The organism is Streptomyces sp. NPDC057939 (genome assembly GCF_042887545.1).
Lineage (GTDB): Bacteria > Actinomycetota > Actinomycetes > Streptomycetales > Streptomycetaceae > Streptomyces.
Window position 1 is genome coordinate 1 of sequence record NZ_JBHVPG010000091.1, and the last position, 17,917, is coordinate 17,917.

13 protein-coding genes are annotated in these 17,917 nt (G+C 74.9%); 9 read left to right on the forward strand and 4 right to left on the reverse strand.

The annotated features are described in order from the left end of the window. Window positions 1-82 precede the first annotated feature (82 nt). Window positions 83-886 (reverse strand): hypothetical protein, encoded by an 804-nt coding sequence (locus tag ACFVS6_RS41590; RefSeq protein WP_389711737.1) that lies wholly within the window; start codon window positions 884-886, stop codon window positions 83-85. A 304-nt stretch (window positions 887-1,190) separates the two neighbouring features. Next, window positions 1,191-2,309 carry a phosphoserine transaminase gene (gene serC / locus ACFVS6_RS41595; protein WP_389711738.1) on the reverse strand — a complete coding sequence of 373 codons (1,119 nt, stop codon included), beginning with the start codon at window positions 2,307-2,309 and terminating at the stop codon, window positions 1,191-1,193. Window positions 2,310-2,394: 85 nt separating this feature from the next. Between serC and ACFVS6_RS41600 the strand changes: the two genes are divergently transcribed. The 3 genes from ACFVS6_RS41600 to ACFVS6_RS41610 all read left to right on the forward strand — a co-directional run bounded on the left by ACFVS6_RS41600 (window position 2,395) and on the right by ACFVS6_RS41610 (window position 6,602). Further along, window positions 2,395-5,121 carry an FAD-binding and (Fe-S)-binding domain-containing protein gene (locus tag ACFVS6_RS41600; protein ID WP_389711748.1) on the forward strand — a complete coding sequence of 909 codons (2,727 nt, stop codon included), beginning with the start codon at window positions 2,395-2,397 and terminating at the stop codon, window positions 5,119-5,121. An 84-nt stretch (window positions 5,122-5,205) separates the two neighbouring features. Then, window positions 5,206-6,198, forward strand: a complete 993-nt coding sequence (locus tag ACFVS6_RS41605) for a DMT family transporter (RefSeq protein WP_389711739.1) — start codon at window positions 5,206-5,208, stop codon at window positions 6,196-6,198. After that, window positions 6,198-6,602 carry a DUF1801 domain-containing protein gene (locus tag ACFVS6_RS41610; RefSeq protein WP_389711740.1) on the forward strand — a complete coding sequence of 135 codons (405 nt, stop codon included), beginning with the start codon at window positions 6,198-6,200 and terminating at the stop codon, window positions 6,600-6,602. Before ACFVS6_RS41605 ends, ACFVS6_RS41610 begins: the two co-directional genes overlap by 1 nt. 90 nt (window positions 6,603-6,692) lie before the next feature. Here the strand turns inward: ACFVS6_RS41610 and ACFVS6_RS41615 are convergent, their stop codons facing one another. Then, window positions 6,693-7,652, reverse strand: coding sequence for a helix-turn-helix transcriptional regulator (locus ACFVS6_RS41615; protein ID WP_389711741.1), 960 nt, complete (start codon window positions 7,650-7,652; stop codon window positions 6,693-6,695). A gap of 96 nt (window positions 7,653-7,748) precedes the next feature. Here ACFVS6_RS41615 and ACFVS6_RS41620 point away from each other — a divergent pair, with 96 nt between their 5' ends. Continuing rightward, a complete protein-coding gene (locus ACFVS6_RS41620) occupies window positions 7,749-8,210 on the forward strand; it encodes a hypothetical protein (RefSeq protein WP_389711742.1) in 462 nt (153 codons plus the stop codon). Between the two features lie 82 nt (window positions 8,211-8,292). On the opposite strand, the gene ACFVS6_RS41625 is transcribed toward ACFVS6_RS41620, so the two are convergent. After that, window positions 8,293-9,978: a CocE/NonD family hydrolase gene (locus ACFVS6_RS41625; protein ID WP_389711743.1), complete on the reverse strand. Its 1,686-nt coding sequence runs from the start codon at window positions 9,976-9,978 to the stop codon at window positions 8,293-8,295. A 330-nt stretch (window positions 9,979-10,308) separates the two neighbouring features. Here ACFVS6_RS41625 and ACFVS6_RS41630 point away from each other — a divergent pair, with 330 nt between their 5' ends. The 5 genes from ACFVS6_RS41630 to ACFVS6_RS41650 are packed head-to-tail and all read left to right on the forward strand — an operon-like array spanning window position 10,309 to window position 17,594. Then, window positions 10,309-11,112: a TIGR03084 family metal-binding protein gene (locus ACFVS6_RS41630; RefSeq protein WP_389711744.1), complete on the forward strand. Its 804-nt coding sequence runs from the start codon at window positions 10,309-10,311 to the stop codon at window positions 11,110-11,112. A gap of 59 nt (window positions 11,113-11,171) precedes the next feature. Then, window positions 11,172-12,914 carry an acyclic terpene utilization AtuA family protein gene (locus ACFVS6_RS41635; protein WP_389711749.1) on the forward strand — a complete coding sequence of 581 codons (1,743 nt, stop codon included), beginning with the start codon at window positions 11,172-11,174 and terminating at the stop codon, window positions 12,912-12,914. After that, the gene (locus ACFVS6_RS41640; RefSeq protein WP_389711745.1) at window positions 12,911-14,509 is read left to right on the forward strand and encodes an acyl-CoA carboxylase subunit beta; all 1,599 of its coding nucleotides are present in this window, start codon (window positions 12,911-12,913) and stop codon (window positions 14,507-14,509) included. Before ACFVS6_RS41635 ends, ACFVS6_RS41640 begins: the two co-directional genes overlap by 4 nt. A gap of 8 nt (window positions 14,510-14,517) precedes the next feature. Then, window positions 14,518-16,437 (forward strand): acetyl/propionyl/methylcrotonyl-CoA carboxylase subunit alpha, encoded by a 1,920-nt coding sequence (locus ACFVS6_RS41645; RefSeq protein WP_389711746.1) that lies wholly within the window; start codon window positions 14,518-14,520, stop codon window positions 16,435-16,437. Further along, window positions 16,434-17,594: an acyl-CoA dehydrogenase family protein gene (locus ACFVS6_RS41650; RefSeq protein ID WP_389711747.1), complete on the forward strand. Its 1,161-nt coding sequence runs from the start codon at window positions 16,434-16,436 to the stop codon at window positions 17,592-17,594. The genes ACFVS6_RS41645 and ACFVS6_RS41650 overlap by 4 nt, the downstream gene beginning before the upstream one ends. Window positions 17,595-17,917: the final 323 nt, after the last annotated feature.

The window sequence follows — 17,917 nt, forward strand, 5'->3', positions numbered from 1 at the left end:
GGGGGGGGCCGGGGCGCGGCCCCGGGCCGGGGGGCCCGCGGCAGGCGGTGGGCGGCGGCCGCCCGGGCGCAGGGGGGTGCGCTCAGCCACGGGAGGGCTCGGCGTCGGTGCCGGCGGGGGCCTGTCCGGTGTTCACGGAGCCCTTGGGGGTCCGGTGTTCGCTCGGGCGCAGCGGCTGGACGGGCTTGACGTCCGGCTTCACGGGCTTCACGTCCGGGCCGGTCTTGGCCTCGGTGGAGAACTTCACGGTGTCGAACTTCTTGCCGCCCGCGTAGGCGTCGACGCCGTAGTAGCCGGTCTTGACGTCCTTGGCGACGGTGGCGGTGCCGGTGAAGGTGCCCTTGCCGTCGCCCTTCAGGTTGACCTGTCCGCCGGTGAAGGCCGCGGACTTGACGGAGGCGTCCTTCTCGGTGGTCCTGACCGTGACGGTGATCCGGTCGCCGGGCCGGCCGGAGTCCTCGGACAGGCTGAGGGCGGACGGCGCCGGGGTGGGCTTCGGGGCGGCCGCCTTGACGACGAGTCGGGCGGTGGCCTGGAGCTTGGTCCCGTCGGGGCCGGTGCCGGTCAGGGAGATGCCGTAGCTGCCCTCCTTGACGTCGGCGACCTTGGCGGTGCCGCCCCGACCGTCCGTCATCCTGACGTCGCGCAGGGCCTCGGAGGAGACGGAGAGGTGCGTGGAGCCGTCGGGCACCTCCATCCGGAACGAGATCGACTCGCCGGGCCCGGCCGTCGACGTCGACAGCTTCAGACCGGTCTGCGTCGGGCGGGCGGTGGGACCGGAGTCGGCCGCCGGCGAGGTGGTGTCGGCGGCGAAGGCGGTCGCGGTGCCGCCGAGGGCCATCGACGAGGCGAGGACGATCGCCGAGATGCTGAGTGCCTTGCGCATGAGGTCTCCTCGTGAACGGGCCGGGATGTTTCCCGGCACACCAGACATGAGGGACATCCGGGGCGCCCGGTTGCAGGGCCCCGGGCGGGTGGGCGAGGGGGTGGTCGAAGGTCCCCCGGGGTGAACCGGCAGGCCGGGGGGCCTTCAAGGGGCCTTCGTTTACTGACCCTTTGCCCCTATTTTTGGGACCTTGGTCCCGAGGGGGCGGGAGCATCGGGTGGCGGCCCGGGAACGCCGGAGCCCCCGGCGACGCGAGGTCGCCGGGGGCTCCGGGGCGGGTGGGCCGGCAGGCCCGTCGGTCGGGTCAGAGCTGCTCGATCACGTAGTCGACGCACGCGGTCAGCGCCTGCACGTCCGCCGGGTCGATCGCCGGGAACATCGCGACGCGCAGCTGGTTGCGGCCGAGCTTGCGGTACGGCTCGGTGTCCACGACGCCGTTCGCGCGCAGCACCTTGGCGACCGCGGCCGCGTCGATGTCGTCGGAGAAGTCGATCGTGCCGATGACGGCCGAACGCTTCGAGGCGTCCTGGACGAACGGGCTCGCGTACTTCGAGGCCTCGGCCCAGCCGTACAGGTTCCGCGCGCTGGCCGCCGTGCGACCCGTCGTGAACTCCAGGCCGCCCTGGGAGTTCATCCACCGCAGCTGCTGGTCCAGCAGGAACAGGGTGGACAGCGCCGGGGTGTTGTACGTCTGGTTCTTCAGCGAGTTGTCGATCGCCGTCGGCAGCGAGAAGAACTCCGGGATGTGCCGGCCGGAGGCGTGCACGCGGGCCGCGCGCTCCAGGGCCGCCGGGGAGAACGCGGCCAGCCACAGGCCGCCGTCGGAGGCGAAGGACTTCTGCGGAGCGAAGTAGTAGACGTCGGACTCGGTGATGTCGACCGGCAGACCGCCGGCGCCCGAGGTCGCGTCCACCAGAACGAGCGAACCGGCGTCTGCTCCGGCGACGCGCTTGATCGGCGCCGCGACACCCGTCGAGGTCTCGTTGTGCGTGTACGCGTACACGTCCACGCCGGCCTCGGCGACCGGCTCGGGGTGCGTCCCCGGGTCGGAGGAGATCACCGACGGCTCGTCCAGCCACGGCGCGAGCTTCGCGGCCTTGGCGAACTTGGACGAGAACTCGCCGAAGGTCAGGTGCTGGGACTTCCGCTCGATCAGTCCGTGGGTCGCGATGTCCCAGAAGGCGGTGGAGCCGCCGTTGCCCAGGATCACCTCGTAGCCTTCGGGAAGGGAGAAGAGGTCCCGCAGGCCCTCGCGCACCGAGCCGACCAGGTTCTTGACCGGGGCCTGGCGGTGGGAGGTTCCGAGCAGGGAGGTACCGGTGGCGGCGAGGGCGTCCAGCGCCTCGGTCCGCACCTTGGAGGGGCCCGCGCCGAAGCGTCCGTCGGCGGGCTTGATGTCAGCGGGAATCTGGATCTCAGCCACGAGCGGAGCGTATCGGGTCCGGGTCCGCGCGTCGGAAGCGCGTCCAGCGAATGAGACGCCCCGGCACGGTGGCAGGGTGGACGACGTGACGACACCCGGCGAACTCGAACGGACATTGCGGGCGAACCTGCGCGGAGAGGTCGACTTCGGGGCCGCCGCCCGCGCGTTGGTGACCATGGACGCCTCGAACTACCGCCGCGTCCCGGCCGGCGTGGTCGCCCCGCGCGACGCCGAGGACGTGGCGACCGCCCTGCGGATCTGCGCCGGGGCGGGCGTCCCCGTCGTCCCGCGCGGCGGCGGCACCTCCATCGCGGGGCAGGCGACCGGCACCGGGGTGGTCCTCGACCTCACCCGGCACATGAACGCCCTGGTCTCCCTCGACCCCGCGGCCGGGACGGCCGTCGTCCAGCCGGGCCTCGTCCTCGACCGGCTGCTCGACGCGGCCCGCCCGCACGGACTGACCTTCGGCCCCGACCCCTCCACGCACTCCCGCTGCACCCTCGGCGGGATGATCGGGAACAACGCCTGCGGCGCCCACTCCGTCGCCCGGGGAACCACCGCCGACAACGTCACCGAGCTGTCCGTCACCGCGTACGGGGGAACCACCCACCGGCTCGGCACGGGCTGGGCCGGCACGCCCACCGGGCTGCGGGAACTCGTCGAGGGGAACCTCGCCGTGCTCCGCACGGGCTTCGGCGGGCCCGTCGCACCCGGCGCCCCGGCCTTCACCCGGCGGATCTCCGGCTACGCCCTGGACGCCCTGCTGCCCGAACGCGGCGTCGGGGCCGCCCGCGCCTTCTGCGGGAGCGAGGGCACCCTCGGCGTGGTCACCGAGGCGGTGGTCCGCCTCGTCGAGCTACCGCCCGCGCCCGTCCTCGCCGTCCTCGGGTACGCCGACGAGAGCGCCGCCGCCGACGCCGCCGCAGGGCTCCTCCCGTACGGCCCGCTCACCGTCGAGGGCATGGCCCAGGACCTGGTCCGCGGGGCCGCCGGACTGCCCGCCGGCGGCGCCTGGCTGTTCGTGGAGATGCCCGACGAGGGCGCCGCCCGCACCCTGATGCGGGCCGCCGACACCGTCGACGCGCTGCTCGTCACCGACCCGGCGCGACAGCGCGCCCTGTGGCGCATCCGGGAGGACGCGGCGGGGACGGCCACCCGGATGCCCGACGGGACCATGGCCTGGCCCGGCTGGGAGGACTGCGCGGTACCGCCCGCCCGGCTCGGCGCGTACCTGCGGGCGTTCCGCGCGCTGCTGGCGGAGCACGGGCTGCGCGGGACCCCGTACGGGCACTTCGGGGAGGGCTGCGTCCACGTCCGGATCGACTTCGACCTGCTCACCCCGCCGGGCGTGGCCCGCTTCCGGACCTTCTCGGAGGAACTCGCCGACCTGGTCGCCGCCCACGGCGGATCCCTGTCGGGGGAGCACGGGGACGGGCAGGCCAGGGCCGAACTGCTGCCGAGGACGTACGGCCCGGAGGTCATCCGGCTCTTCGGCGCGTACAAGGACCTGTGGGACCCGGCGGGCGGCATGAACCCGGGGATGCTGGTGCGGCCCGCCCGGCTCGACGAGAACCTCCGCTTCGCCGTCCTGCCCGCGACCCCGTTCGCGGCGGAGGTCGCCCGCTGCGTCGGCGTCGCCAAGTGCCGCACCGAACGACCCGGCGGGCCGGGGGTGATGTGCCCGACGTACCGGGTCACCGGCGACGAACGGCACTCCACCCGCGGCCGGGCCCGACTGCTGCACGAGATGCTGGCCGGGGAGATCGTCACCGACGGCTGGCGCTCGACCGAGGTCGCCGAGGCCCTGGACCTGTGCCTCGGCTGCAAGGGCTGCCGCAGCGACTGCCCCGTCGGCGTGGACATGGCCGCGTACAAGGCCGAGTTCCTGCACCACCACTGGGCCGGTCGGATCCGCCCCCTCGCCCACTACCTCCTCGGCGGCCTCCCGGACCTGCTCCGGCCGGTCGCGGCGCTGCGCGCGGCGCCGCTCGTCAACGCCGCCGCCCGACTGCTGCCGGTCCCCGGCCTCACCCGCGAACGACCCCTGCCGCCCGTCGCCCGGACACCGTTCAGCCGCTGGTGGAGGCGCCGGGACGCGGACGTCGGGGCGCCGACGGGCACCCCCGTGACCCTGTGGCCCGACACCTTCACCGAGCACCTCGCCCCCGAGGCCGGCCGCGCCGCCGTACGGGTCCTGGAGGCGGCCGGGCTCACCGTCGGCGTCCCCCGCGGCCGGATCTGCTGCGGACTCACCCTCGTCTCCACCGGCCGACCCGACCGCGCGCGCACCGTCCTGCGCCGCACCCTGGACGCCCTGGGGGAGGTGCGCGGCCCCGTCGTCGTCCTGGAACCCAGCTGCGCGGCGGCCCTGCGCACCGACCTGCCCGCCCTGCTCCCCGACGACCCGCGCGCGGAGCGCCTCGCGGCGGCGGTGCGCACCTTCGCGGAGACCCTGGAGGAGTACGCCCCGCGCTGGACCCCGCCCCGGCTGGACCGCGCCGTCGCCGGCCAGACCCACTGCCACCAGCACGCCGTCCTCGGCGACGCCGCCGACCGACGGCTGCGGGAGCGGGCCGGGCTCACCGGGGAGCTCAGCGGCGGCTGCTGCGGTCTGGCGGGCAACTTCGGCTTCGAGCCGGGCCACCACGCCGTGTCGGTGGCGTGCGCGGAGGAACAACTGCTGCCGTCGCTGCGCGCGGCCGGACCCGCCGCGGCGGTCCTCGCCGACGGGTTCTCCTGCCGGACCCAGATCGCCCAGCTGGGCGGACGCCGGGCCCGCCACCTGGCGGAGCTCCTTGCGGAGGGGCTGTAGCGGCGGCGCCGCGGGGAGGCGTGGCGCGGGGTTGTAAGGAAGGACACCGCGTCACGGCCCTTACGTACCCCTTAGGCTGGATTCATGCCCGCACCCTCCCCGTCCCCGACGGCATCCCAGGAAACCTCCGCCACCCCGACCGCGGGGACGGCCGCGGGGACGGCCGCCGCCGGGCCCGCCCCGGTATCGGCCCGTACGCGGTTCGGGCCCGTGGCGCTGGTGGTCTCGGCCGGGATCTCGGTGCAGTTCGGGGCCGCCCTCGCGGTCATGATCATGCCGAGGGCGGGCGCGGCCGGGGTCGTCACGCTGCGGCTGGCCGCCGCCGCGCTGGTGCTGCTGATCCTGTGCCGGCCCAAGGTCCGCGGCTACAGCCGCGCCGACTGGGGCACCGTCGTCGCCTTCGGCGTGGCGATGGCCGGCATGAACGGCCTCTTCTACCAGTCCATCGACCGGATCCCCCTCGGCCCCGCCGTGACCCTGGAGGTCCTCGGCCCGCTGGCCCTGTCGGTGATCGTCTCGCGGCGCCTGGTGAACCTGCTGTGGGCGGGCCTCGCCCTCGGCGGCGTCGTCCTGCTGTCCGGACACGGCGGGGGCGGCCTCGGCTTCGGCTCCCTCGACCCGGCGGGCGCCGCGTTCGCGGTCGGCGCGGGCGCCATGTGGGCCGCGTACATCGTCTTCAGCGCCCGGACCGGCCGACGGTTCCCGCAGGCCGACGGACTGGCCCTGGCCATGGCCGTCGCCGCGGTCATCTCCCTGCCCCTGGGCGTCGTCGAGTCCGGGTCCGCCCTGCTGGTGCCGAGCACCCTGGCGCTTGGCCTCGGCGTGGCCGTCCTGTCGTCGGTCCTGCCGTACACGCTGGAACTGCTGGCCCTGCGCCGGATGCCCGCCCCCACCTTCGCCATCCTGATGAGCCTGGAACCCGCCATCGCGGCGACCGCCGGCTTCCTCGTCCTCAACCAGGCGATGTCCGCCCTCGACGCCCTCGCCATCGCCCTGGTCATCGCGGCCAGCATGGGCGCCGTCCGCTCCCAGATCGGCGGACGGGCGAAGCCCGGCCCCAAGGAGGAAGTGTCCTGATGGACCAGCCCGTCACGCCCGAAGCCCCGGCCCCCGACCCCGGTGCCGCCGACCCCGTCGCCGCCTACCTCGCCGCCGTCCCGGACGCGCGGCGGCCCGCACTGACCCGACTGCGGGAACTGTGCCGTACGGAGCTGACCGGCTTCGAGGAGACCGTCGCGTACGGCATGCCCGTGTACGTCCGGCCCGGTGGCACCGACGGCGAGGTCGCCTGGGCGAACCAGAAGCAGTACGTGTCCGTCTACCTGCTGCGCACCGACGTCCGGGACGCCTTCGCCGAACGCCTCGCCGGACACGACACGGGCAAGTCCTGCCTGCGCTTCCGCCACCCCGACCGGATCGACTTCGACCTGCTGCGCGACCTCCTGCGGGCCACGGCCGCGACCCCCGGACAGGCCTGCTGATCCGGACAGGCCTGCTGACCGGCCCGCTCGGCGACCCGGATCGGCACGACCCGCCCGGGCCCGTCCGCGTCCCGACCCGTCCCACCGGGGTCACCCGTAGCGGGCCGTCATCGCCGCCAAGGTGGCCCTGACGCGGGCCCGCAGGGCCGGTGGGCCCAGTACCTCCGCCTCCGCGGCCAGCGCCAGGAACTGAGCCTCCGCCCGCCCGGGGGACTCGACGGGCAGGACCGCGCGGATCCAGCCCGGCACGTCCGGGTCCGGCCGCCCCGTCGCGGCCAGCGCCCGGGCGGCGGCCCCCGTCAGCTGCTCCGCCGCCCGCGGGGAGAGGCGTACCACCGCCTCCTCGGGGTGCAGCCGCGCGTGGAAGTCGGCCTGGCTGCGCCGCCAGTGCGAGGCCAGGTCGAAGCCCTCGGGCAGTTCGAACCCCTCGTCGCCGGCGGTGACGTCCAGGATCTGGTCGACCCGGTACGTGCGCGGCCCCTCCGGCCCCGCCACCAGGTACCAGCGCCCCGCCTTCAGGACCAGCCCGTACGGTTCCAGCCGCCGCTCCACCTCCTGCGGCTCCTTCCACCGCCGGTAGCGCACCGCGATCGCCCGGCCCCGCCACACCGCGTCGGCGACCTGCGCGAGGTACGGGACCTCCTCGTGCTCCGCGTACCAGCCGGGCGCGTCGAGGTGGAAGCGGAGCCGGATCCGGTCGGCCTGCGCGCGCAGCTCCGGCGGCAGCGCCGCCCGCAGCTTCAGCTGCGCCGCCGCCACGGCCGGGCCCAGCCCGAGTTCCGCCGCGGGCCCCGGCATCCCGGTCAGGAACAGCGCCTCGGCCTCGTCCGCGCTGAGCCCCGTCAGCCGGGTCCGGTAGCCGGCCAGCAGCTGGTAGCCGCCGCTGTGCCCGGCGTCCGCGTACAGGGGCACGCCCGCGGCGGTCAGCGCCTCCGCGTCGCGGTAGACGGTGCGTACGGACACCTCCAACTCCCGCGCGAGCTCGGCGGCGGTCATCCGGCCCCGGGTCTGGAGCAGCAACAGCATCGACAGGAGGCGACTGGACTTCACTGACACAGGATGTCAGGGGAGTGCTCCTACGGTTCCCCCGAACGCAGCGCCCCGGAGCCGACCGGCACCGGGGCACGGAACAGGGGAGCGCACCGCATGAACGACTTCGACTTCCTCGTCGGGACCTGGGACATCGCCAACCGTTGGCGCACCGACTTCCTCGACCCGGACAGCGAGTGGGAGGAGTTCCCGGGGGTCTCGCGGATCTCCCGCCACTTCGACGGCGGGGCCAGTTTCGACGAGGTCGACTTCCCGACGAAGGGCTTCGCCGGGCTCACCCTGCGCCTGTTCGACCGGGAGCGCGGGGAATGGTCGCTGTACTGGTCGAGCCGCCGCACCGGAGTCCTGTTCCCGCCCGTCGTCGGCCGGTTCGAGGACGGGCGGGGCATCTTCGAGGGCGACGACACGCACGACGGCAGGCCGGTGCGGGTGCGGTACCTCTGGTCGGGGACCACGGCCGGCGCGCCGCCCCGCTGGGAGCAGTCCTTCTCCGTCGACGGGGGCGGCACGTGGCTGCGGAACTGGACGATGGACTTCACGCGCAGGTCCGGGTCCTGACGGGGCGCGCCGGGGCCTCGGATCCGGATCGGGCTCGGCCCAGGGGCCGGCCCGGGGGGCATCCCACGGGTCGGCCCACGGGTCAGCCCAGGGGGAGGTCCAGGTAGGAGGGGGTGGTCTCGGGCGAGGTGAAGGCGAGGGAGGCGCGCGGCAGGTTGGCGTCGGCGTAGAGGGCGTCGCGGCCGGCCATCACCAACAGCAGGCGGTGCCCGCGCGGGACGTCGTACGCGGTGGCCTGGAGGTCGATGTCCGCGCCGACCAGGCTGTCCGGGGCGGATCCGAGGTCGCTGTACGGGGCGTGCGTGATCAGGCGGGCCGAGCCGTCGGGCGCGAGGTCCAGGAGGTGGGCGACGAAGCTGGAGCCGGGGTTCGCGGCCCGGTAGGTGACCCGCAGCCGGGGGACGCCGCGCAGCGGCAGGGTGTCCTCGGCGGCGGCGCAGACCCATACGGCGGCCACCGCGCGGTCGATGTCACCGGCCCGGTAGATCCGGGGGCGGCCCGCCATCTCCGCGTACCCGGAGCGGACGACCTCGTCGGCGACGGCCGTCGGGGTGTCCACCCCGCACAGCACGCCGGCGGTCCAGCCCGCCTCGGGCCGTTCGGCGAGCTGCCCGCCGCCGGTGAGGTGCAGTCGGCGCATCCGCCGGGTGAGGGCGTGCCGGGTGGCCCGGTGCTCGACGGTCCCGCTCCACATCACCTCGCCCGCGACCTGGCCCTCGTCGGCGACGCCGTTGTCGGCGCCCATGAGGTGGTGGTCGAACCAGCGGTCGGCGTCCGTCCAGACGCGGTCCGGGAGGCCGAGCAGGCCGCCGGAGCCGGGGCCGGCGTGGTCACCGATCGACAGGACGATGCGCTTGGGGCCGGTGAGTTCGTCGAACAGCTTGAGGGTCTGGTTGGTCGGGTAGAGCGTCTCGTGCCAGGCGTGGGAGAGGAACACCGGCAGCCGGCGCCGGTTGAACTCCTTGACGTGGCCGAAGGGGGAACGTTCCTCCGCCCAGCGCAGGGCGCCCACGGTGTCGCGGCCGGCCAGCACGTCCTCCAGTACGCGCTCCGTCTCCGGGCTCAGCCGGGCCCGGGCGGCGGCCGCGAGCAGCGCCCGGACGGCGCCGACGCGCCGGGTGGAGTTCTCCACGAGGACCTCGCCGAGGTCGCCCCAGGCGCTGAACGCGCCGACCGCGTCCACCCGGGGGTCGTGCGCGGCGACGAGCAGGCCGATGCCGGCGCCGTAGGAGACGCCCAGGAACCCGATCCTGGTGACGGGGCCGGCGGTGCGTTGCAGCAGGTGGTCCAGGGCCCGGCTGCCGTCGGCGACGTCGAGGGGGCCCGCGGCGTCGGCCTGTCCCGCGGAGGCGCCGAAGCCGCGGGGGGTGTAGGCGAGGACGTCGTAGCCGCGGGCCGCGAGCGCACCGGCCCGGACCGCGTACGTGACCCAGCCCAGGTTCGTCCACGGCGCGGGCATCACGACGACCGGCCGCGGCCCGGAACCCTTGCGCCGCCACAGCGCGGCGTCGAGCAGGACACCGCCCGCGCCGGCCACCCGGCCCCGGCTGAACACGGCGACGGACCGGACGGCCTCCACCTCGCGGGCCCGCGCCGGCGGCAACCCGGAGGGATCACCGCTTTCCAGGGCGGCGGCGAACGACCCGAGGGCGGCCGCGTCGAGTTCGGGGTGCAGGGACCCCGGGGGCGGGGTGCACGAGTCGGACGGGTCGCACGAGTCGGACGGGTCGGACGGAGTGGCTGGGGTGGCTGGGTCGGCTGGGTTCACGGCGGTTCATCCTCTTCGTCGAGGTGACATGGACGTGTTCGGCTGCGACGGCGCACTCCCGGGCCCGGAGCGAAGCCCCCAGTATCGACGCGCCACCGCACCCACCCCCCGAACTCCCACCCGCCCGACCGAAACCCCTCCACCCGCCCCGGAGCCCGGCACGGGCCCGTGCCGGGCCGGACCATTCCGAACGGCAAAGCCCGTCCGGTTCGGCCCGGTCGGGCCGCTTGGCGGGAACGGAACGGTCCCCGAAGAAATCATGCAAGCGTGCTTGATTGTTTCTTCGGTGGGTGCCAGGCTTCCCCCCACGCCGAGCAGGGGAGCGCAACCGTGCCCGATCCGTCCGCCGTCGCCGTCTTCGCCGATCTCCGCGCGGAGGGCAGTGAACTAGACGCCCTCGTGGCGGAGTTGCCCGCCACCGACTGGGCGCGGGCCACGCCCGCGAGCGGCTGGGACATCGCCCACCAGATCGCCCACCTGCACTGGACCGACCGGGCCTCGCTGCTCGCCCTCACCGACGCCGACGGCTTCGGGCTGATGGTGCAGGAGGCGCTCAAGGCCCCCGACTCGTTCGTCGACGACGGCGCCGCCGAGGGCGCCGCGCTGCCGCCCGCCGAGTTGCTCGCCCGCTGGCGGGCCGGTCGGGTCGCCCTCGACGCCGCCCTCGACGCGGCCTCGCCCGACGCCCGCTTCCCCTGGTACGGGCCGCCCATGAAGGCCAACTCGATGGCCGGCGCCCGCCTGATGGAGACCTGGGCACACGGCCAGGACGTCGCCGACGCCCTCGGCGTCCACCGCACCCCCACCGCCCGGCTGCGGCACGTCGCCCGGATCGGCGTACGGGCCCGCGACTACGCGTACGCGGTACGGGGTCTGCCGGCGCCCACCGCGGAGTTCCGGGTGGAACTCCGCGCACCGGACGGCACGGAGCCCTGGACGTACGGCCCGGCCGACGCCGAGCAGCGGGTCACCGGGCCGGCCCTCGACTTCTGCCTGCTGGTCACCCAACGCGCCCACCGGGACGACCTCGCGCTGACGGCCACCGGCCCCGACGCGGACCGGTGGCTGGACGTCGCGCAGGCCTTCGCCGGCCCGGCCGGCGCCGGGCGCACCCCCCGGGCCGGGTCGCGGTGAGCCGCCGCCCCCTGCGCATCGGCAACGCCTCCGGCTTCTACGGGGACCGCGCCGCCGCGATGCGCGAGATGCTGACCGACGGCCCCCTCGACGTCCTGACCGGCGACTACCTCGCCGAACTCACCATGCTGATCCTCGGCCGCGACCGCCTGAAGGACCCCGGACTCGGCTACGCCAAGACGTTCCCGCGCCAGCTGGAGGACTGCCTGGCCCTGGCCCACGAGAAGGGCGTACGGATCGTCACGAACGCGGGCGGACTCAACCCGGCGGGCCTCGCCGACGCCGTCCGCGGCCTCGCGGCCAAGGCGGGCATCCCCGTCTCCGTCGCCCACGTCGAGGGCGACGACCTGATGCCCTACGAGGAGGGCGCGCTCACCGCCAACGCCTACCTCGGCGGGGCCGGCATCACCGCCTGCCTACGGGCCGGCGCCGACATCGTCGTCACCGGCCGGGTGACGGACGCCGCCCTGGTCAGCGGGCCGGCCGCCTGGTGGTTCGACTGGGCGGCCGACGACTGGGACCGGCTGGCCGGCGCGGTGGTCGCCGGCCACGTCCTGGAGTGCGGGACCCAGGCCACCGGCGGCAACTACGCCTTCTTCACCGCCCACGACGTCCGCCGCCCGGGCTTCCCCCTCGCCGAGGTCTCCGAGGACGGCTCGGCCGTCATCACCAAACACCCGGGCACCGGCGGGGCCGTCACCCCGGGCACGGTGACGGCCCAACTCCTCTACGAGACCCAGGGCGCCCGCTACCTCGGCCCGGACGTGACGGCCCGTCTGGACACCGTCCGCCTCACCGCCGCGGGGCAGGACCGGGTCCGGGTCGACGGGGTCCGGGGCGAGGCCCCGCCGGACACCCTCAAGGTGGGCGTGACCCGCATCGGCGGCTGGCGCAACGAGGTGGTCTTCGTCCTGACCGGCCTGGACATCGACGCCAAGGCCGCCCTGGTCCGCGAGCAACTCGCGGAGCTCCTCGACGAGGTGGGGACGGCCACCTGGACCCTCGCCCGGACCGACCACGACGACGCCGACACAGAGGAGACCGCGAGCGCGCTGTTGCGCCTCGTCGTCCGCGACCCGTCCCCGGACCGGGTCGGCCGCGCGCTGACCTCGGCGGCCGTGGAACTCGCCCTCGGCAGCTACCCGGGCTTCCACGTCACCGCCCCGCCCGGACCGGCCCAGCCGTACGGGGTGTTCACCTCGGCCCCGATCGCGGCGACCGCCGTCCCCCACACCGCCGTCCTCCCCGACGGCACCCGCCTCCCCGTCCCCGCCCCACCACCGCAGGAGCCGGCACCGGCCCCGCACGAGCACGCCCACCCCGCCGCGGCGGGCCCACCCCCCGCGAGCCCCACCCCCACGCACAACCCTGCCCACAACCCCACGACCGCCCCCACCACCCGCGCCCCCCTCGGCGCGGTCGCCGGCGCCCGCAGCGGCGACAAGGGCGGCGACGCCAACATCGGCGTCTGGGTGGAGAGCGCCCCCGCGTGGGACTGGCTGCTCCGCACGCTCACCGTGGACACCCTGCGCACCCTGCTCCCGGAGACGGCGGAGCTCCCCGTCACCCGCCACGAACTCCCGCACCTGCGGGCCCTGAACTTCACCGTCATCGGCATCCTCGGCGCCGGCGTCGCCTCCGGCCACCGCTTCGACCCGCAGGCCAAGGCCCTCGGCGAATGGCTCCGCTCGCGCCGCCTCGACATCCCGACCGACCTCCTGCCGCCCCCGGAGGGGACCCGCTCCAGCCGCCCCGACATCCCGACCCACCTCCTGCCCACCCCGGAGGGGACCCGCCCATGACCCGCCTCGGCACCACCGTCGACCCCCGCAGCCCCGAGCACACGACGGCCCGTACGGCCGCCCTGGAACGCCTCGAAGCCCTGCACGCCGAACACGCCAAGGCCCTCGCGGGCGGCGGCGACAAGTACACGGCCCGCCACCGCGACCGCGGCAAGCTCCTGGCCCGCGAACGCGTCGAGCTGCTCCTGGACCCCGACACCCCGTTCCTGGAACTGTCGCCGCTCGCGGCGTGGGGCAGCGACTACCCGGTCGGCGCCTCCATGGTCACCGGCATCGGCACCGTCGAGGGCGTCGAATGCCTGATCACCGCCAACGACCCCACGGTCCGCGGCGGCGCCAGCAACCCGTGGACCCTGAAGAAGGCGCTGCGGGCCAACGAGATCGCCCGGCAGAACCGGCTGCCCTGCGTCAGCCTCGTCGAGTCCGGCGGCGCAGACCTGCCCTCCCAGAAGGACATCTTCATCCCGGGCGGCGCGATCTTCCGCGACCTCACCCGGCTCTCCGCGGACGGCATCCCGACCGTCGCCGTCGTCTTCGGAAACTCCACCGCGGGCGGCGCCTACATCCCCGGCATGTCCGACCACACCATCATGATCAAGGACCGCTCGAAGGTGTTCCTCGGCGGTCCGCCCCTGGTCAAGATGGCCACCGGCGAGGAGAGCGACGACGAGTCCCTCGGCGGGGCCGACATGCACGCCCGCACCTCCGGCCTCGCCGACCACTACGCCCTCGACGAGTACGACGCGATCCGCCAGGCCCGCCGCATCGTCGCCCGCCTCAACCACCGCAAGCCGCACCAGGACCCCCCGGCCGCCGCCGAGCCGCTCCACGACCCGGAGGAACTCCTGGGGATCGTCCCGGCGGACCTGAAGACCCCCTTCGATCCGCGCGAGGTCATCGCCCGCATCGTCGATGCCTCCGACTTCGACGAGTTCAAGCCCCTCTACGGGCCCAGCCTCGTCACCGGCTGGGCCTCCCTGCACGGCTACCCGGTCGGCATCCTCGCCAACGCCCAGGGCGTGCTGTTCAGCGCCGAGTCGCAGAAGGCCGCCCAGTTCATCCAGCTCGCCAACCAGCGCGACATCCCCCTCCTCTTCCTCCACAACACCACCGGCTACATGGTCGGCAAGGAGTACGAGCAGGGCGGCATCGTCAAACACGGCTCGATGATGATCAACGCGGTCTCCAACTCCCGCGTCCCGCACCTGTCCGTCCTCATCGGCGCCAGCTACGGCGCCGGCCACTACGGCATGTGCGGACGGGCCTACGAGCCCCGCTTCCTCTTCGCCTGGCCCAGCGCCAAGTCCGCCGTCATGGGCCCGGCCCAACTCGCCGGCGTCCTGTCCATCGTGTCCCGCCAGTCCGCCGCCGCGAAGGGCCTCCCGTACGACGAGGAACAGGACGCCGGGATGCGCGCCTTCGTGGAGGCGCAGATCGAATCCGAGTCCCTGCCGACGTTCCTGTCCGGGCGGCTGTACGACGACGGCGTCATCGACCCCCGCGACACCCGCACCGTCCTCGGCCTGTGCCTGTCGGCCGTCCACAACGCCCCCGTCGAGGGCGCCCGTGGCGGCTTCGGCGTCTTCCGGATGTGAGCCCGCAGATGACCATCACCTCCCTCCTCGTCGCCAACCGGGGCGAGATCGCCGTCCGGATCCTGCGCACGGCCCGCGCCCTCGGCCTCGCCACCGTCGCCGTCCACTCCGACCCCGACGCCGACGCCCTGCACGTCCGCTGCGCCGACGCCGCCGTCCGACTGCCCGGCGCCGCCCCCGCCGACACCTACCTGCGCGCCGACCTGCTGATCGAAGCCGCCCGGACGGCCGGCGCGGACGCCGTCCACCCCGGTTACGGATTCCTCTCCGAGAACGCCGACTTCGCCCGCCGGGTCCGCGCCGCCGGCCTGACCTGGATCGGCCCGCCCCCCGAGGCGATCGAGGCCATGGCCTCCAAGACCCGGGCCAAGGACCTCATGCGCGCCGCCGGCGTCCCCCTCCTCGACCCCGTCGACCCGGCCGCCGCCGGCCCCGCCGACCTGCCCCTCCTCCTCAAGGCCGCCGCCGGCGGCGGAGGCCGCGGCATGCGCGTCGTACGGGACCTCGACACCCTCAAGGAGTCCCTCGACGCCGCCTCCGCCGAAGCCCTCTCCGCCTTCGGGGACGGCGAGGTCTTCGCCGAGCCCTACGTGGAGCGCGGCCGGCACGTCGAGGTACAGGTCCTCGCCGACACCCACGGCACCGTCTGGGCGCTCGGCACCCGCGACTGCTCCCTCCAACGCCGCCACCAGAAGGTCATCGAGGAGGCCCCCGCACCCGGCCTGTCCGACACCCTCCGCGCCACCCTCCACGACGCCGCCGTGGCCGCCGCCCGCGCCGTCTCCTACGAGGGCGCCGGCACCGTCGAGTTCCTCGTCACCGCCGACGGCCGCCCGTACTTCCTGGAGATGAACACCCGCCTCCAGGTGGAACACCCCGTCACCGAGGCCGTCTTCGGCCTCGACCTGGTCGCCCACCAACTGCGCGTCGCCGAGGGCGCCGCCCTGCCCCTGACCCCGCCGCAGCCCACCGGCCACGCCGTCGAGGCCCGGCTCTACGCCGAGGACCCGGCCCACGACTGGCGGCCCCAGACCGGTGTCCTGCGCACCCTCGACGTCCCCGGCGGACTCCGCGTCGACACCGGCTTCGCCGACGGGGACACCGTCGGCGTGCACTACGACCCGATGCTCGCCAAGGTCATCGCGCACGCCCCCACCCGCGCCGAAGCCGTCCGCGTCCTCGCCCACGCGCTGGCCGGGGCCCGCGTCCACGGCCTGATCACCAACCGGGACCTCCTCGTACGCTCCCTGCGGCACCCGGAGTTCACCACCGGCCGGCCCGACACGGGCTTCTACGAGCGCCACCTGACCGCCCTCACCACGGACACCCCGGACCCGACCACGGCCGTCCTCGCCGCCGCCCTCGCCGAGGCGGCCCCCGCCCCGGGCGCCGGCCTCGCCGCCCGGATCGGCGGCTGGCGCAACGTCCGCTCCCAGCCGCAGACCCGCAGCTACACGGCGGCCGGAACCACGTACACGGCCCGCTACCAGCACGACGGCGTCCTCGCCGACCACCCCGACATCACCGTCCTCGCCGCCACCCCCACCCGCGTCACCCTCGAAGTCGACGGGGTCCGACGCGTGTTCCACGTGAAACACAACCCGCACACCGGCGAGGTCCACGTCGACTCCCCGCTCGGCGCACACACCCTGCTCCCCGTCCCACGGTTCCCCGAGCCCGAGGACCACACCGCGCCCGGCTCCCTGCTCGCCCCGATGCCCGGCACCGTCGTCCGCGTCGCCGAGGGCCTCGCCCCCGGCTCCGCCGTGACCGCCGGGCAGCCCCTGCTCTGGCTGGAGGCCATGAAGATGGAGCACCGCGTCCTCGCCCCCGCCTCCGGCACGCTCACCGCGCTCCACGCCGTTCCCGGCCGACAGGTCGAGTTCGGCGCCCTGCTCGCCGTAGTCCAGGAGGAAACGCAGACATGAGCCCCACCATCGAATCCGACGAGCACAAGGCCCTGCGCACGGCGGTGGCCGCCCTCGGCCAGAAGTACGGCCGCGACTACCTCGCCCGCGTCGCCCGCGAGGGCGGCCACCCCGACGAACTGTGGGCCGACGCCGCCGGCCTCGGCTACCTCGGGGTGAACCTCCCGGAGGAACACGGCGGCGGGGGCGGCGGCATCGCCGAACTGTCCATCGTCCTGGAGGAACTCGGTGCGGCGGGCTGCCCGCTCCTCATGATGGTCGTCTCGCCCGCCATCTGCGGCACGGTCATCGCCCGCTTCGGCACCGAGGACCAGAAACGGGCCTGGCTCCCCGGCCTCGCCGACGGCACCCGCACGATGGCCTTCGGCATCACCGAACCCGACGCCGGATCCAACTCCCACCGCATCACCACCACCGCACGCCGCGACGGCGACGACTGGATCCTCACCGGCCGCAAGGTCTTCATCTCCGGCGTGGACATCGCCGACGCCACCCTCATCGTCGGCCGCACCGAGGACGCCCGCACCGGCCGCCTCAAGCCGTGCCTGTTCATCGTCCCCCGCGACACCCCCGGCTTCGGCCGCACCGTCATCGACATGGAGCTCCAGGCGGCGGAGAAGCAGTTCGAACTCACCCTGGACGAGGTCCGCCTCCCCGCGTCCTCCCTCGTCGGAGACGAGGACGCCGGCCTCCTCCAGCTCTTCGCCGGCCTCAACCCCGAGCGGATCATGACGGCGGCCTTCGCCATCGGCATGGGCCGCCACGCCCTCGCCAAGGCCGTCGACTACGCGAAGACCCGCCAGGTCTGGCGGGAGCCCATCGGCAGCCACCAGGCCATCGCCCACCCCTTGGCGGCCGCCCACATCGAACTCGAACTGGCCCGCCTCATGATGCAGAAGGCCGCCCACCTCTACGACGCGGGCGACGACATGGCCGCCGGCGAGGCGGCGAACATGGCCAAGTACGCCGCCGCCGAAGCCTGCGTCAAGGCGGTCGACCAGGCCGTCCACACCCTGGGCGGCAACGGCCTCACCCGCGAATACGGCCTGGCCTCCCTGATCACGGCCGCCCGCGTCTCCCGCATAGCCCCGGTCAGCCGAGAAATGATCCTCAACTTCATCTCCCACCAAACCCTGGGCCTCCCCAAGTCCTACTGACCCCCAAGCCCCGGCCCGCGAACCCAGGAGCGGGGACGGACGCCAGGCCGGCGACGGACCTGAGGGCGGGGACGGGGTGGGGTGCCGTCCGGGATGTAGAACGTGATTTGTTGGCGCCTCCTCCCGCCCGCAAACTCAGACCCGGAACGGGCGCCATAGATCATGCCCATCCCGGACGGCACCCCCCCCCCGCCCCCCCCCCCCCCCCCCCCCCCCCCCCCCCCCCCCCCCCCCCGCCCCCCCCCCCCCCCCCCCCCCCCCCCCCCCGCGCCCCCCCCCCCCCCCCCCCCCCCCCCCCCCCCCCCCCCCCCCCCCCCCCCCCC

What these genes read in the sequence shown, in the direction of transcription:
- ACFVS6_RS41650 (WP_389711747.1), top strand. Translation starts at nt 16,434, where the DNA reads ATGAGCCCCACCATCGAATCCGACGAGCACAAGGCCCTGCGCACGGCG.
- ACFVS6_RS41605 (WP_389711739.1), top strand. Translation starts at nt 5,206, where the DNA reads ATGCCCGCACCCTCCCCGTCCCCGACGGCATCCCAGGAAACCTCCGCC.
- ACFVS6_RS41645 (WP_389711746.1), top strand. Translation starts at nt 14,518, where the DNA reads ATGACCATCACCTCCCTCCTCGTCGCCAACCGGGGCGAGATCGCCGTC.
- ACFVS6_RS41620 (WP_389711742.1), top strand. Translation starts at nt 7,749, where the DNA reads ATGAACGACTTCGACTTCCTCGTCGGGACCTGGGACATCGCCAACCGT.
- ACFVS6_RS41635 (WP_389711749.1), top strand. Translation starts at nt 11,172, where the DNA reads ATGCGCGAGATGCTGACCGACGGCCCCCTCGACGTCCTGACCGGCGAC.
- ACFVS6_RS41590 (WP_389711737.1), bottom strand. Translation starts at nt 886, where the DNA reads ATGCGCAAGGCACTCAGCATCTCGGCGATCGTCCTCGCCTCGTCGATG.
- ACFVS6_RS41640 (WP_389711745.1), top strand. Translation starts at nt 12,911, where the DNA reads ATGACCCGCCTCGGCACCACCGTCGACCCCCGCAGCCCCGAGCACACG.
- ACFVS6_RS41610 (WP_389711740.1), top strand. Translation starts at nt 6,198, where the DNA reads ATGGACCAGCCCGTCACGCCCGAAGCCCCGGCCCCCGACCCCGGTGCC.